Origin of the sequence: Rhizobium sp. H4, from assembly GCF_003013335.1 — a bacterium.
GTDB lineage: Bacteria > Pseudomonadota > Alphaproteobacteria > Rhizobiales > Rhizobiaceae > Rhizobium > Rhizobium sophoriradicis.
Window position 1 is genome coordinate 16243 of record NZ_PSOW01000008.1, and the last position, 14343, is coordinate 30585.

Consider the following 14343-nt stretch of genomic DNA (forward strand, 5'->3'; position numbering starts at 1 on the left):
CATGTCCATGCCGGTCACCGTAGCTGCAGAGCCAACGTGAGGAGCGCGGCGAAAACCATGAGGACGCCGTAAGGTATCTTCCGGCTTGCCCGGATTTCCTCGACGCGCATGAAAAAGGCGAGATGAGCAACGCGCAACGGTACCGGCAGACGCAGGATCAGGAGCGTCATGATGCCGAGGACGAGGAGCAAAAACGAAAACGGCAGCATTCCGTGCCATCCGACAAAAAGGCCGATCGGCAGGAAAAGCTTGGCGTCTCCCGCGCCAAACAGGCGGAACACCCACAGCACCACTCCAAGCATAAACATCAGCAGACCGGCCCCGACGTCGCCGCCAATTCCGCTCGAAGCAAAGAGTGCCGCGCCGACATCCTCGGAGCTAAGCATCACGGCCACCGCGCGCAGTGCATAAAGTGTCACGAGCGCAAGCACGATCGTGTTGGGGATTTTCCAGGTGCGGAAATCGGTCCAGGCCGCGTAGACAAAAAGTAATACTGATAGCGAGTTAATAAAAACGGCCAGTTGCGACATAGGAATCTACCTTTTGGGCTATGGTTATCTAGCACGTAACTTCGATTTTTCACGCAATTCCAGCGAATCAGCCGGTTTTTACCGCACGTCTTCGGACTTTCGTCTTAACCATAAGTATAAATCTCAATTCGGGCTGGTATAAAACATTTGACTAAATTAGAATTAACAGACTATTAATATTCCCAGTCGAAGAGGAGGTCTCAACGACACTGCGGCCGGGGGGATTTACGGCGCACAACTTACCTGGGAGGTAATTCTCGATGAAAGCATTTGTAAACAGCGTACGCGCTTTCGCGCGGGAAGAAGATGGGGTGGCACTCACGGAATACCTCATTCTGCTCGCCTTGCTGGTTGGCGGCGTGATCACGGCGGTGACGTTGGCCGGCACCAATCTGGCTAACGTTTGGACGGCATGGGCAGGGTGGTTCACCACCGAGCTGGCTGTCCCGGCCGCCTGATATTGGCGTGTGAAGATGGGAGGGGTTTTGTTAACCCCTCTCTTCTAAATTAGCAGCAATGAATGGATGCGCTCCGTCCAGTGTAGCGAGTGACCGCGATGCGTTCTTCAACAATTTTAAGCCTCGTAATTGCATTTGTACTCGCCGCAGCAGCAGTTTTCGGGATGCGCGAGTATCTGTCCGATCAGAAGGCCCGGCTGCTAGCGATGAACGGCATGAAGGCGGAGGAACGGACGCTGGTCGTCGCCGCCAAGCCAATGCGCTTCGGCGACCGGATCCGATCCGAAAATCTCAGGGCCATTCCGTGGCCCTCCAATGAAACACCCGCAGGCTCCTTCGTCAGCATCGAGACGGTCGTCGGCAACGATGCCCAGCCGCGTTATGCCATGGCGGCGATCGACCCCGGGGAACCGGTACTGTCCTCGAAAATCACCGGTACCGGCGAACGCGCCACGCTGTCGGCTGCGCTCGACCAAGGCATGAAGGCGGTCTCCATCCGCGTCAACGACGTACTCGGCGTTGCCGGCTTCGTAAGGCCCTCAGATCGCGTCGACGTGCTTCTGACGCGGGTCGTGCGCGGACCGGCAGGCAACGATCAGACCTTCGTCGACGTTCTTCTGCAAGGCGTCAAGGTGCTGGCGGTGGACCAGACGGCAGACGAGCGCAAGGACGAGCCATCCGTCGTGAAAACCGTGACCTTCGAGGTCACGACTGATGAGGCCCAGCGCCTCACCCTCGGCTCCAGTATCGGCACGCTCTCACTGGCGCTTCGCAATATTGCCTCCTCCTCTGTCGAGCAAACCCGGCCGATCACCGTCGCCGACCTCGGTGGCGGGGCGATGGCGACGGAATTAGGCAAGGACTTGGAAAAGAATAAGTTGCCAGAACCGGCAAAACAAGTGCAGATTGTGGAACAAAAGGTCGAGCCGGTGTTGCCGGTCGAGCCGAAGTGGGCGACAGTGGGTGTCTGGAACACGACCAAGCGCGAGGAGCACCGAGTCGGCCTGATCCAGTGATATTTAGGCGGCAGCCGCAAGTGCGGCTAGCCGAATGAGGGGGCTAAAGCAGGCATGGCGAACGGCAAGAGACGAATCGCAAGGACGAAAAGCCTTGCGGCACTAGCAGCAGTGTTTTCGGCCTGTGTGTGTTTAGGGCCGGGATTTGCGGGCTCCGCCAGCGCACAGGAAAAGTCCGTCACGCTCGGCAAATCGGTCCAGCATGTGACATTGCCTCCGAACGAGACGCTGACGCTCAATACCGGCCAGCCTTTCGGCGATCTGGTCATCGGCAGCGCCGATATGATCGACGTCGTGCCGCTTTCCGACCGGTCGCTGTTCGTGCGCGGCAAGAAGATCGGCGCCACCAATATCTCGGTTTATGGCGACGACAAGTCGCTCCTCGGCGTCATCGACATCCGCGTCGCCAGCGATTTCAGCGAAGTCGCCTCCGCCATTCGCTCTGCCGCGCCCTCAGCCCGGGTCAGGGTGGTCAACTCCAACGATCGCATTCGCCTGGTAGGCGTGGTCCGGGACGGCATTGAATTGCAGCGGGTGCTGGAAATCGCCCAGTCCTATTCCGACCAGCCGGTGCTGAACCAGTTGCGCGTCAGTGACAGCCAGCAGGTGATGCTGGAGGTTCGTATCATCGAAGCCTCGCGCCAGACGGGTCGTGACCTCGGGATCGGTTGGTCCGGGCAAGGCAACAACGGCATCGGCAAGGCAACGCACAGCCAAGGTATCACCGTGACCGATGAGGGCAACCTGGTCCGTAGCCTCCTTGACCCCAAGGGTGCGGCAACGGGTATGCTGCCCTTCGGCCAGTTGATCGCCAAGGTGCTGCAAATCTCCGGCGGCAACATCGACGTGGTCATCAACGCGCTCGAGCAGAAGGGATTGGCGCGCCGCCTGGCTCAGCCGAACCTCATCGCCATGAGCGGCTCGACCGCGAGCTTCCATGCCGGTGGTGAAGTGCCGATCCTGAAGACGACGAATAACGGCACCACAGTCGCCACCGAGACGGACTATCGCCCCTTCGGTGTGCGGCTGACCTTCAAGCCGGTCGTGCTTGACGACGGCGTCATCAATCTGGAGATCGAGCCTGAAGTTTCCGAGCTTGATCCGTCGATCAACGTCAACGGCAATCCCGGTTTCATCTCGCGCGCTGCCAGCACCACGGTCGCGCTTCGCGACGGCCAGAGCTTTGCCATGGCGGGCCTGCTGCAGTCGATCAATGCCAAGGACATCCAGCAGTTGCCGGGCCTCGGGCAGATACCGGTCCTCGGCGCACTGTTCCGTTCGACCAGTTTCCAGAAGAAGGAATCCGACCTCGTTATCGTCGTCACCCCGCACATTGTGCGACCGGCCCGCCCGGGTGAGGACCTCTACAGTCCGCTCGATCAGACGCGTTCGTCCAACGACGTCGAGCTTTTCGCGCTCGGTGTCATGGAAGTCGATAAGGACATGCTCCGACGCTTTCGCAACGGCGTAGGTGTGACTGGGCCTTACGGTCATCGTCTCGACCTGAATCAGGGAGGCAAAGTCGTTGTTACAAAACGCTAAGCGGGTCCTTCTCGTCCTTGCAGCCGCCGGCCTCGCTTCCGGCTGCGCCGACTACATGAACAATCGCGACACGATCACTTTCGGGGCCGGCAATGCCGTGGAAGCAAACAAGGCCATCCATATCGAGGACCCGTTCCCGCCGGAAGCCCAGCGAACCCGCATTGCAAGCGACGGCAAGCTGATCCGCAGGGTGGTCACTCAGTATCAGAACGGCGGGCTTGGCGTTGTTCAGCCGTCGCCGGCCACGGGGGCTAATGGGGCGTCCAACGGGGCGACCGCCAGCCAGTAGCTGGCGAAAGGCATGAACGGCGGCAGCGCGCCGGAACGGAAAATGCACAAAATGGGGTCGTCACGGCGGATAGCGCCGTGATGGGGGGTGTGCCAATGCTGAGCAGGGTTGTCAGACGGTTCTGGAACGATCATCGCGGCTATGTCATCGCCTTGACGCTGATCGCCATGCCAATGCTTCTCGGCTTTTCGCTGCTGATCATCGATGTCGGCCGCAGCAGCAACCTGCATACCGATCTCCAGAACGCCGTCGATGCGATGGCTCTGGCCGGAGCCCGTGAACTTGATGGGCGTGATGATGCCATTACCCGGGCGCAGACGGCGATCGAGAAAATCTCCAATAGCGCGGCTTTCTCCGCGGGCGGAACTGGCATGTCGCTCGGCTCGCATATTTCAGTGACCTACGACGCCGGAAACGATGCCGGGAGCACGGTCACGGTCCTTTTTCTGAAGGAAATCCCGGCCAACGACGACACTCCCATCCCGTCTTCGATGGAAACGACCGTGGCCAGCGAAGCTTCCTATGCCTGGGTCATCGCCAAGCCGCAGGCGATGCAGACGATCTTTCCGATCCCGGTTGGCTTCACCCGCAATACGATCAACGTCGCTGCCGACGCCGTGGCGGTCTACCACGCCAGCGCCTGCGACGTGACGCCGATCTTTATCTGCAATCCGTTCGAGCCGGTCGGCAACACGAGTGAAAGCGCCAGCGAAGATGCAGCGACGGCCTTGCACACCAATTTCGCGGCCGGCAATCTCTACGGGCGACAGATCGAGCTTCACAGCACTGCGGCGTCCAATCCCGGTCCCGGCAATTTCGGGTTCCTCCGGACCCCCTTGGGCAATGGTGCATCCGTGCTGGCGGAGGCTCTTGCCACCGGCAATCCCGGTACCTGCTACACACAGGACAGCCTCGATACGGAGACCGGCGCAAAGGCGGGACCTGTCGAGGACGGCGTGAATACCCGCTTCGGCTTTTACTCCTCATCGTTCAACAAGGCGAACGGCGATTATCGTTACCGGCCTGCCCAAAACACACGCGCGGCTCAGACAATCGCCGGCAAGGGAAAGAAGGGCTGCGATACCTACGATCCAGTCATGGTCGGAGATGTTGTCGGCGATGCGACCAAGGCTTTGCCGCTGGGCTACGGAGCGTCCATGACCTCGCTTGCCGGCGGCAAGATCAGCAGCGGCAACAATTGGCAGTACAACACCTATTGGAACGTCGCGCAGGGAACGGCTGTGCCCTCCGTGAGCACGGTTCTCAGCAACTACTCCAGTTATCCCCCGCAGGCGACCGGAACACCGAGCCAACCCTCCGCCTACGATGTTTATCGTTACGAGCTTGCAACCCCGTCTTTCATCAGCCATGCCTCGGCCAATGGTGAGACCGGAACACCGGCAACGGGCGGCCAGTGCTATAGCGGCCCGGATCTTTCGAACTATACGGCGGCCGAATTTGGTGACCGCCGCGAGATCTTCTCGGCCATTGTCAATTGCGGCTATGAAGCCTCGGTCGGCCATCTGAACGGTCACAAGGCCACGCGCGCCGTGGCCTTCGCGCGCATGTTCCTGACCAAGCCGGCGATAAAGGCGGCCGGCGAACGATACCTTTCCCTGGAGATGATCGACATCACCGGCAAGGGTGGCCGCGGTACGCTGGACGAATTCCTGCGGGAAGAAGCGGAGCTGGTCAGATGATGGTGCTCCGCAATTTTATCCGGCGTCGACTTTGCCTCGGCTTCTGGCGGCGGGAGGAAGGCGCAGTGCTTGCCGAAGCGCTGCTCGCCATACCCTTTGTGACGCTCTTTGCGGCGGGGATACTGGAGTTCGGCAGCATCTTCTGGCAGCGCATGCAGATCGACGCAGGCTTGCGCGATGCCGGGCGTTACCTCTCGCGATGCCGACCGGCGTCGGGAACCTATGTGCCGACATGCAATCAGGGGACTGCGAAGACGATCGCTTTTTACGGAACGCAAACACCCGCGGCAGACGCTAAACCCCGTGTCCCCGAGTGGAAGGACGCTGCCGACATCACCATCACTGCACCGGATGCGGACGGCAACATTACCCTTTCCACGGCTCACCTCTACAAGAGCTCGCCGGTGTTCGGCTTTCTGGGGATCGATGCCATCACCATCAGTTCCTTCCATGAAGAGAGATACATCGGATGGTGATCTCCAGGGCAATCAAGTCATTCTGGCAGGATAGCAGTGGTGCCAGCCTCGTCGAAGCCCTGCTGACCTTTCCGATCGTCATGCTGGTATTCGCCGCCTTCATCGAGTTCGGCTATGCCATGTCGCAGTGGAACCAGACGGTCAAGGCACTGCAATATGGTGCCCGATTGGCGGCGGTATCCAATCCGCTGGTGAACGAAGATGACTTCGAGGAGGCCTTCCCGACCGAAGCTGCCGATCCGCTCAACAACGGCAAAGCAACGCCAAACGATGCGACTATTTCCGCGACCTGTGGACCGTCCAAAGCCGGATGCAACGTTGAGGAACTAAACCGGATCGTCCTGGGAAGCGATGGCCTCTGCCAAGCAGGAACTGATCCTTACCCCGGCATTTGCGATCTCAACTGGCGCATCCAGCCGCAGAACCTGATGGTCACCTATCAGCGATCTGGGCTCGGCTACTGGGGACGGCCGGACGGGCCTGTGCTGACGATGCGGCTGGAGGTGCGGGACATCACCTTCGATCTGCCGATCCTCGGCGGGCTGTTGGGACTGAACGACGTCACCATCCCGGCCCATCCGGTGACGATCACGACGGAAGATCTAAAGACCTGCTCAACCTGCTGACTCCTTTTATTACGCGTAGGAAAGCGAAATGACAGCTCACATGAACATTGCCGCATCCACCAAGATCCTGGTTCTCTCCGACGACGCAGCTGCAGCGAGCTTCATGCTCGATACGTTCGGGTCGCTTTCGCGTTACGATGTCCGCCATCTGGCACTGAAGGCGCTCGGAGAAAAGGGCAAGTTCGATCCGACGAAGTTCGATCTGATCGTTCTCGACGTCGACAAGGGCGAATTGCTGCAGCGTCCCGAGCTCTTCGCGTTTCGCACCAGCTACCGGGATATCCCCCTCGTCGTCGTATCCGAAGATCTGCCGGACGACATGCTGCGGCTGCTCTTCCGCCTGAACGGCAACGACTGGCTGAAGAAGCCGCTCGAGCGCCGCGCACTGATCGACATGATTTCGACCCATGCGCCAGGCACTGGGGCCAGCGACAGCCGGGTGCATGCCGTGGTCTCAGCCGTCGGCGGGGCCGGCGCCAGCATGATCGCATCATCGCTCGCGCATGTGCTGGCCCAGCCGACCAAGAATTCCACGCCGCGGGTAGACTTGTTCGACACGGATTTTTGCGCCGGGACGCTTGGCTATTATCTCAACCTTGTCAACGACTACGACTTGAAACCAGTCATTGCCAATCCTTCCCGGGTCGATCTGGAATTCATCGATCTGGTCAGAAAGCGCCATTCGGGGGGCTTTTCACTGCTGTCCTTCAAGCAGCCATCCGTCCTTCTGGCCCCGAAGGGCGGTGAACTCGTGCTGCGTATGCTCGACGTGGCCGCCTTCGAGAGCGACCACACGATCATCGACATTCCCTATTATGACACGCCGTGGAAATACGATGTGCTCACCTCGGTCAACAGCATCTGCATCGTCACCGAGATGACGGTTCCCGCGCTCTCTCAAGCCAAGGACTTGTTTGCCAATCTGGTACGGCTGCGAGGCAGTTCGGATCAGATATTCATCGTCATCAACAAATACCGCGCCAAGCTCTTCGGCCTCGGCGTGCGCCGACAACAAACGGAGAAGATTTTCAAGGATATCCCAACGCATGTCATTGGCGATGACTGGGACACCTTGAGCGAGGCGGCTAACCGCGGCGTGCTGCCATTTCAAGTGAATTCGCGGGCGCGCTTCTGCGCCGCGGTCGGCAAACTCGGAGCACTGGTGCGATGAAGGCGGTCGCCAGTGGGCGCATAAGGTCCCGCGCCGCCCATGTCAGCCTTGTGGTTTTGGCAATTCTGGCCGCCGCCGGGGATGCCGCGGCAACTGGGCTTGTGCCACGAAGCCTTGGGCCGAAGTCAAGCGCCGTGGTGACGATCGAAAAGAACTATGCGGCTGGGACAATCGTCATCGTCACCGCAAACCGCACGCTGGATCTCGTCATCTCTGAAGGACGCGCGATCCGCTACAAAATCGGCGTCGGGCGAGACGGATTTCGCTGGAGCGGTACCGTCAAGGTTGGACGCAAGGCCGAGTGGCCTGACTGGCGCCCGCCTGCCGAGATGAGGGCGCGCTCAGCCGGACTTCCGGACCTGGTGCCTGCCGGGCCGCTCAATCCATTGGGCGCTCGCGGGATCTATCTCTACAAGGACAGGACCGACACGCTCTACCGCATTCATGGAACGAACGAGCAGTCGACGGTCGGCGGTTTCGCGTCATCCGGCTGTTTTCGCATGAGCAATGCCGACGTCATCGATCTCTATGAGAGGGTGAAAGTCGGTTCCACGGTCATTGTAAAATAGTACAGGAGTCGGAAGCATGGCGAGCGGCATCATGGGGCGTTTCTACAAGCAGCAGGAGCCTGAAAGCCCGAAACATCAGGAGGCGGCCGAACTGTCTGTGGTCGGCACTGTTCAGAACATGCCTGCCCAACCGGCCCCTGACAGCCCCACGGCGAGTGGCGAAGAGGCTTCGCTTGGGGCGGACATGGTTTCCGAGCGGGTCAATCTGCACCGTTACCTGCTCGATCGCATCAACCTCGGGATCCTCGACACGCTCGACAACGAGGAGATCGCCACCGAAATCCGGCCATTGGTCAAGGACTATATCCGGAATAACAACTTTCCGCTGAATGCCAAGGAAATCAATGAACTGATCCGCGATATCACCGACGAGATGCTCGGGCTGGGACCGATCGAGCCGCTGCTGGCCGACGATACCATCGCAGATATTCTCATCAACGGCTACAACAGCGTCTATGTCGAGCGGAGCGGCAAGCTCGAGAGCACCGCCGTGCGGTTCAAAGACGAGGACCATCTGCTCCGGGTGATCAACAAGATCGTCTCGGCGGTCGGCCGCCGCGTCGACGAGTCAACGCCGATGGTTGACGCTCGACTCAAGGACGGCTCACGTGTCAACGTCGCCATCAGGCCGATCTCGGTCGATGGGCCGCTTGTTTCCATTCGTAAATTCACGCGCAAGCCGCTGACAATGGAGCGCCTCGTGCAATATGGCGCGATGGCCGATGCGATGCGCATCCTTCTTAGCGCCGCAGTCAAGGGCAAGGTGTCCATGGTGATCTCAGGCGGCACCGGTTCTGGCAAGACCACCTTGCTCAATGCTCTCTCGTCGCAGATTTCTCCAAAGGAGCGCCTGATCACCATCGAGGATGCGGCCGAGCTTCAACTGCAGCAGCCACATGTCGGGCGTTTGGAAACCCGACCGCCGACGCTCGACGGACGCAACGAAATCCGGCAGCGCGAACTATTGAAAAACGCCCTTCGCATGCGTCCTGACCGCATCATCGTCGGCGAAGTCCGCGGCGACGAGGCGTTCGATATGCTGCAGGCGATGAATACCGGTCACGAGGGGTCGATGACGACGATTCACGCCAACACGCCCCGCGACGCTGTCGGTCGGCTTGAGCAGATGGTCGGCATGGCCGGGATGCCGATGTCGCAGTTGAGCATTCGCTCGCAGATCTCGTCCGCCATCACCGTTATCGTGCAGGTCCAGCGCCTGAGCGACGGCAGCCGCAAAGTTGTCTCGATCTCCGAGATCACCGGCATGGAGGGCGAAGTCGTGCAGATGCAGGAGATCATGAAATTCAAGAAAATCGGCACCGATGAAGGCGGTCGGATCCATGGAGAATTCCGCGCCACCGGCATCCGGCCGCGGTTCGTCGAGGAATTTGCCGAACTCGGGATCGAGATCCCGGTAGCGATTTTTGATCCGGGTAAACCGCTGCAAACGGGACCTGCTCAATGACCCTCACTCTGCTTTACGCTGCCGTTTTCACTGCTGCCCTCGTTGCTGTCGAAGCGATCATGCGCGGCTACTTCAAGACATCCGAACGCCACCGCGCTGTGAACCATCGGCTGAGCTTGCTCGAGGTCAGCGAGGATCATCGCAAGACCTATAGCGATATGCTCAAGGAGCGCGGTGTCGCCGGTAGTTGGCGGCAAGTCGCCATGATGCAGCGGCTGCTGCAGTTCTACGCCCAGTCGGGAATCAAGTTCGATGCCAGGCGATTTGCGCTCTTCACGATCGCGGGCGCACTCTTGACGTGGCTGGTCGTTCAGTTCCTCGTGCCGAGCACTCTGCTTAGAATACCCGTCTTTCTCCTGATCGGCCTCCTCGTCCCTGCAGTCTTCGTCTGGCGCGCCCGGGCGCGCCGCATGAAGAAATTCGAACTGAAGCTTCCTGAAGCCCTCGATGTCGCCAACCGCAGCTTGGCCGCCGGCCACCCGCTGCCGGCGGCGATTGCTTTGGTGGGACGCGAGATGCCTGATCCGATCGGCACCGAGTTCGGCCTCCTCTCGGATGAACTCACCTACGGCGTGACGCTGGACGATGCCCTTGTCAACTTGGCTGACCGGGTCGGCGTCGAGGATCTGAACCTGCTTGCGATATCGCTGAGCGTACAGGCGGGAACCGGCGGAAATCTGGTGGAGATCTTGCAGAACCTTTCGAAGACGCTGCGGGACCGGACAATGCTCAGGGCAAAGGTCAGGGCGATTTCCTCGGAAGGACGCATCACGGCGATCTTCATGTCGGTCTATCCGTTTCTGCTCTACGCGATGATCAAGGCTTTGTCGCCGACCTACTTCGATCCCGTCTGGGACAGCGGCCACGGAACCGCCGTGGTGTGCGTTTTGCTGGCCATCATGGCGATCGGGAACGTCATTCTCTACAAGATGGTCAATTTCGAGTACTGAGGCGGTCATGTCGAGTGAGTATGGAATCTACCTCATCGTCTTCTTTGCAGTGCTGATATTTTCTGCTGCAGCCTCGGAATTGTTTTTTCGACGGCGCGAGGTTTCGGTTCGGGTGTCGAAGAGCTCGGCGGCGGCCGGCGAGGAATTCCACCTTGGCGATACGACGATTGCCGATCTCGGCGAGGCGGAAAACCGCCTGATCCGTCGTTATTTCGAAATTACGCGACGTGACACGAATGCGAACTCGACCCAGAACCGACTGATTCGGGCGGGGTATTTCGCTGCCGGCGCCGTGACCACCTTCCAGGTGATTAGGGCGGTGGTCTGTATCAGCGTGCTCGTCGCGGCGGTCTGGGCCTTAAACCGGATCGCGCCTGATATGTCGCAGATGGCGACCCTGATCGTTGCCATGTTTGCTGCGGGCATGACCTTCATTCTGGTCAACATCTATATCGACCGGCGTGGCGCCGCCAAGGAGAGGGAATACCGCCGCCTCTTTCCCGATTTCATGGACATGCTGATCGTCTGCCTCGATGCGGGGATGAGCATCGAGGCGGCGGCGAACCGTGTTGCCCGTGAATTCGTCGACAAGCAGCAGGACTTCGGCCTGCATCTGTCGATCATGATGCTGGAAGTGCGGGGCGGCCGGCGATTGCGCGAGGCGCTCGCCAACCTTGCCACCCGCCTGAGGATTGACGAGGCCCGGGCCCTTTCCGTTCTGTTCCGCCAATCGGAGGAGCTCGGGACAAGCGTAACCCAGACGCTGCGGGTCTACAGCAAGGAAATGCGCGACCTGCGTATTGTTCGCGCAGAGGAAAAGGCGAACGCTCTGCCGGTCAAGATGCTGCTGCCGCTCGGCGCGTTCCTTTTTCCGGTAAGCCTCATCATCGTTCTCGTTCCCATTGTCATCCGTGTCGTCAGTCTTCTCATCGGAATGAAACCAGGCGGTTAAGCCAAGCGAGGTCGTATGCAGTATTCGCTCGAACAGCATCGTAACGATGACATCATTTCCCTCGATCCGCGTATGCCGATGGCACCGGCAAGCTTAGAACAAGCGGGATTGGATCCGTCATTCCTGCTTCGGCTGGCGTCAAAATGTGCGGCCGAACAGGACACCACCACGGCATCTCATCTGGCCGAACGGATGAAACTGCCGAAAGTGATCGTCAATATCCTGATCAAGGAACTGGTGAAACTCGCCTATCTCGAGGCTCGCGGCTTGGCTGGTGAGGATGTGCGATCCGATGTGCGATATGCCCTGTCAATGAAGGGGTTCGAATATGCCCACGCGGCGTCGCGTCAATGCCAATATGTCGGACCGGCGCCAGTGTCGTTGGACGCGTTCTGCCGACAACTGGGTTTGCAGTCCATCCATGACGAGCGCGTAACCCCAGAGCGGCTGACCGAGAGCCTCGACGGGCTGGTGCTCGCAGACGCCTTGGTCGAAAAGCTCGGCCCGGCCCTAAACTCCGGTCGCTCTATCCTGCTTTACGGGCCGCCCGGAAACGGAAAGACAAGCATCGCCGAGCGGACGTCGCAACTGTTTCGCCAAACCATCTGGGTACCCTATGCCGTCGAGGTCGGCGGCCATGTTATCAGTTTCTATGATGAAGCAGTGCATCACCCCGTATCGGAGGCTGACGCCGAATGCCATCCGAAAAGAGATCAACGATGGATCGAATGCCGCCGTCCGGTGATCAAGACGGGTGGCGAATTGACCCTCGATCAGCTCGATCTCACCTTCAACGCAGGGCCAAATGTCTATGAGGCGCCCATACACTTAAAGGCGTCCGGCGGCGTTTTCATCATCGACGACTTCGGGCGCCAACAAGTGGCGCCGCAGGCGCTCATCAATCGCTGGATCGTGCCGCTCGAGCGCGGATACGACTTCCTGACGCTGCACACCGGCAAGAAATTCAAGGTTCCCTTTGACGAGTTGGTCGTATTTTCGACGAATATCGCACCGAAGGACCTTTCCGACGAGGCGGGCTTGCGGCGCCTCAAATACAAGATCTTTGTCAACACTCCGTCGCGCGACGAATACATCAGAATTTTCAGATCGTATGCGAGCAGCACCGGTTTGGTTGTCCGTGATCCAGACCTGAACCTGTTTTATGATCGCAAGTACAAAGGCGATGTGCTAGCGTCTTGCTATCATCCGAAATATCTTCTGGATTTCGTCGATTCTTATTGCGAGTTCAACAGCATAGACAGAATCGCATCGCTCGATATGCTCGAGCGGGCGTGGGAAGGTGTATTTACGTCGGAATGATTGCGGACCTTGCGCCGAGCGAGGCGTCGTGAATCTATCCAGTTAACGTCCTACGGGGGAGTAAACGAATGACCAGCATCCCGAGCATCGACGGCGAAGCAGGCGGCGCGAGACCAGGCAATATGCCAGCAATTGAGCCGAGAGCCTCAAGAAACCCACTCCTCGTCGGTCTGCTCCTTATGCTCTTGCCCGTGAATGCCGGCGTTCTCATCTATACTGCCAAAAACTCAGCGGATGTTCGCGAGAGCCGCGAGAGCATCGCAGCGCTTAAAAGGTCCATTGATGGTCTGAGAGGACAAATGGAAAAGCAGTCGGACAAGATCGCGAGCAACGCCAAGGCCGACGAGCTTGCACTTATCCGTCAGGACATGGAAAACCTACAAAGGGCGATACTTTCGACGAATGAACGGATGCGTAACGACATAAGCGCTGCACGCATGGGTTCAGCTTTGGTCCTGAGCGCGCCCGGCAAGGAACCCGGACAGTTTTTTGCACCCCGTGCCGCGCCGGCAGATACTCAAACTCCGGATAGCACTCTTGCGTCCATCGAAGCTGGGGGCATTCCGATCAATAGCCTGCCGCGTTACGAACGCACACTGTCGCCAGAAGGCCAGCTCATCCTTCGGAAGGCTCGGTAACCAACGACTTCAGCGAAATCACCAACGCGATGGCGGGGCTCGGCCAAGCGACGCCTTTATGCGGGCGATCGGCGCAAAGCGCTCTATCTCCACGCAGTTGTTAATCGTTGAAGGGCCTATCCCCGCTGAGGGTGATTCACGCTGTTCTTCATCAATTCGAGATTGCGGGCGGTGACTTCGTTTCCGGGATCGAGCTCATAGGCTTTCAGGAAATAGCGTCTGGCATTGCGCAAGTCACCGCGTAACAGGTGAGAATATCCGACATTGTTGTAGTAGACCGGGGTATTGCCGATCATTCGCGAGAGCTGCTGGTAGGCGCGGTCGGAGGTATCAAAGCGGGCAACCATGTCGGCCGAGGCTGCCAGGCCTAGCCAGGCTGCCGGATCCTGCGGAAAAACGTCAACCGCTCGCTTATAAATGGCGTAGGATTTTCCGTAGTTCTTTTCCTGAAACTGCAGTTTGCCGTTGGTGATCAACTCGTCGTTCTTATAGAAGGCAACGGCTGAGTCATCCTCAAGAGTCTTTGCACTATCGCCGTAAGCAGCGAGACCATCAACGCCGGATGACTGGCAACCGGCTAGAATCGCGCCGGCCGCTATCAAAAACGCGATGCATTTAGTCCCAGCTCTGATCTGCAACAT

16 protein-coding genes are annotated in these 14343 nt (G+C 59.1%); 14 read left to right on the top strand and 2 right to left on the bottom strand.

The window, feature by feature from the left end; genetic code table 11:
* Positions 1-14: 14 nt before the first annotated feature.
* On the bottom strand, positions 15-530 hold the full coding sequence (locus tag C4N04_RS13750) for a prepilin peptidase (protein ID WP_106796248.1): 516 nt from the start codon (positions 528-530) through the stop codon (positions 15-17).
* Positions 531-790: 260 nt separating this feature from the next.
* Between C4N04_RS13750 and C4N04_RS13755 the strand changes: the two genes are divergently transcribed.
* The 14 genes from C4N04_RS13755 (at position 791) to C4N04_RS13820 (ending at position 13702) form a co-directional block, all read left to right on the top strand.
* Entirely contained in the window at positions 791-988 is a 198-nt protein-coding gene (locus C4N04_RS13755) for a hypothetical protein (protein ID WP_106796249.1), read from the top strand.
* A 98-nt stretch (positions 989-1086) separates the two neighbouring features.
* Positions 1087-2004, top strand: coding sequence for a Flp pilus assembly protein CpaB (gene cpaB / locus C4N04_RS13760; protein WP_106796250.1), 918 nt, complete (start codon positions 1087-1089; stop codon positions 2002-2004).
* A 54-nt stretch (positions 2005-2058) separates the two neighbouring features.
* Positions 2059-3546 (top strand): type II and III secretion system protein family protein, encoded by a 1488-nt coding sequence (locus C4N04_RS13765; RefSeq protein WP_106796251.1) that lies wholly within the window; start codon positions 2059-2061, stop codon positions 3544-3546.
* Complete coding sequence (locus C4N04_RS13770) at positions 3530-3835, top strand: hypothetical protein (RefSeq protein WP_106796252.1); 306 nt, start codon at positions 3530-3532, stop codon at positions 3833-3835. Before C4N04_RS13765 ends, C4N04_RS13770 begins: the two co-directional genes overlap by 17 nt.
* A 95-nt stretch (positions 3836-3930) precedes the next feature.
* Positions 3931-5535 carry a pilus assembly protein TadG-related protein gene (locus C4N04_RS13775; RefSeq protein ID WP_096769150.1) on the top strand — a complete coding sequence of 535 codons (1605 nt, stop codon included), beginning with the start codon at positions 3931-3933 and terminating at the stop codon, positions 5533-5535.
* Entirely contained in the window at positions 5532-6011 is a 480-nt protein-coding gene (locus C4N04_RS13780) for a TadE/TadG family type IV pilus assembly protein (protein ID WP_106796253.1), read from the top strand. The genes C4N04_RS13775 and C4N04_RS13780 overlap by 4 nt, the downstream gene beginning before the upstream one ends.
* Positions 6005-6637, top strand: a complete 633-nt coding sequence (locus C4N04_RS13785) for a TadE/TadG family type IV pilus assembly protein (RefSeq protein ID WP_106796254.1) — start codon at positions 6005-6007, stop codon at positions 6635-6637. The genes C4N04_RS13780 and C4N04_RS13785 overlap by 7 nt, the downstream gene beginning before the upstream one ends.
* A 28-nt stretch (positions 6638-6665) precedes the next feature.
* Positions 6666-7808 (top strand): response regulator/pilus assembly protein, encoded by a 1143-nt coding sequence (locus tag C4N04_RS13790; RefSeq protein ID WP_040112802.1) that lies wholly within the window; start codon positions 6666-6668, stop codon positions 7806-7808.
* Positions 7805-8377, top strand: coding sequence for a L,D-transpeptidase (locus C4N04_RS13795; protein WP_106796255.1), 573 nt, complete (start codon positions 7805-7807; stop codon positions 8375-8377). Before C4N04_RS13790 ends, C4N04_RS13795 begins: the two co-directional genes overlap by 4 nt.
* A 16-nt stretch (positions 8378-8393) precedes the next feature.
* Complete coding sequence (locus tag C4N04_RS13800; protein ID WP_106796256.1) at positions 8394-9842, top strand: CpaF family protein; 1449 nt, start codon at positions 8394-8396, stop codon at positions 9840-9842.
* Positions 9839-10792, top strand: coding sequence for a type II secretion system F family protein (locus tag C4N04_RS13805; protein WP_106796257.1), 954 nt, complete (start codon positions 9839-9841; stop codon positions 10790-10792). Before C4N04_RS13800 ends, C4N04_RS13805 begins: the two co-directional genes overlap by 4 nt.
* A gap of 7 nt (positions 10793-10799) precedes the next feature.
* On the top strand, positions 10800-11744 hold the full coding sequence (locus C4N04_RS13810) for a type II secretion system F family protein (protein WP_096764740.1): 945 nt from the start codon (positions 10800-10802) through the stop codon (positions 11742-11744).
* A gap of 15 nt (positions 11745-11759) precedes the next feature.
* On the top strand, positions 11760-13064 hold the full coding sequence (locus C4N04_RS13815; protein WP_096769146.1) for an AAA family ATPase: 1305 nt from the start codon (positions 11760-11762) through the stop codon (positions 13062-13064).
* 68 nt (positions 13065-13132) lie between these two features.
* Positions 13133-13702, top strand: a complete 570-nt coding sequence (locus C4N04_RS13820; RefSeq protein ID WP_106796258.1) for a hypothetical protein — start codon at positions 13133-13135, stop codon at positions 13700-13702.
* Positions 13703-13818: 116 nt separating this feature from the next.
* Here C4N04_RS13820 and C4N04_RS13825 read toward each other — a convergent pair whose 3' ends face one another.
* Positions 13819-14343 (bottom strand): tetratricopeptide repeat protein, encoded by a 525-nt coding sequence (locus tag C4N04_RS13825; protein ID WP_096764737.1) that lies wholly within the window; start codon positions 14341-14343, stop codon positions 13819-13821.

Coding starts and splice junctions, on each gene's coding strand:
- C4N04_RS13820 (WP_106796258.1), top strand. CDS start 13,133: ATGACCAGCATCCCGAGCATCGACGGCGAAGCAGGCGGCGCGAGACCA.
- C4N04_RS13790 (WP_040112802.1), top strand. CDS start 6,666: ATGACAGCTCACATGAACATTGCCGCATCCACCAAGATCCTGGTTCTC.
- C4N04_RS13755 (WP_106796249.1), top strand. CDS start 791: ATGAAAGCATTTGTAAACAGCGTACGCGCTTTCGCGCGGGAAGAAGAT.
- C4N04_RS13800 (WP_106796256.1), top strand. CDS start 8,394: ATGGCGAGCGGCATCATGGGGCGTTTCTACAAGCAGCAGGAGCCTGAA.
- C4N04_RS13785 (WP_106796254.1), top strand. CDS start 6,005: ATGGTGATCTCCAGGGCAATCAAGTCATTCTGGCAGGATAGCAGTGGT.
- C4N04_RS13805 (WP_106796257.1), top strand. CDS start 9,839: ATGACCCTCACTCTGCTTTACGCTGCCGTTTTCACTGCTGCCCTCGTT.
- C4N04_RS13825 (WP_096764737.1), bottom strand. CDS start 14,343: ATGTTGCAGATCAGAGCTGGGACTAAATGCATCGCGTTTTTGATAGCG.
- C4N04_RS13795 (WP_106796255.1), top strand. CDS start 7,805: ATGAAGGCGGTCGCCAGTGGGCGCATAAGGTCCCGCGCCGCCCATGTC.
- C4N04_RS13810 (WP_096764740.1), top strand. CDS start 10,800: ATGTCGAGTGAGTATGGAATCTACCTCATCGTCTTCTTTGCAGTGCTG.
- C4N04_RS13815 (WP_096769146.1), top strand. CDS start 11,760: ATGCAGTATTCGCTCGAACAGCATCGTAACGATGACATCATTTCCCTC.
- C4N04_RS13765 (WP_106796251.1), top strand. CDS start 2,059: ATGGCGAACGGCAAGAGACGAATCGCAAGGACGAAAAGCCTTGCGGCA.
- C4N04_RS13780 (WP_106796253.1), top strand. CDS start 5,532: ATGATGGTGCTCCGCAATTTTATCCGGCGTCGACTTTGCCTCGGCTTC.
- C4N04_RS13775 (WP_096769150.1), top strand. CDS start 3,931: ATGCTGAGCAGGGTTGTCAGACGGTTCTGGAACGATCATCGCGGCTAT.
- C4N04_RS13750 (WP_106796248.1), bottom strand. CDS start 530: ATGTCGCAACTGGCCGTTTTTATTAACTCGCTATCAGTATTACTTTTT.
- cpaB (WP_106796250.1), top strand. CDS start 1,087: ATGCGTTCTTCAACAATTTTAAGCCTCGTAATTGCATTTGTACTCGCC.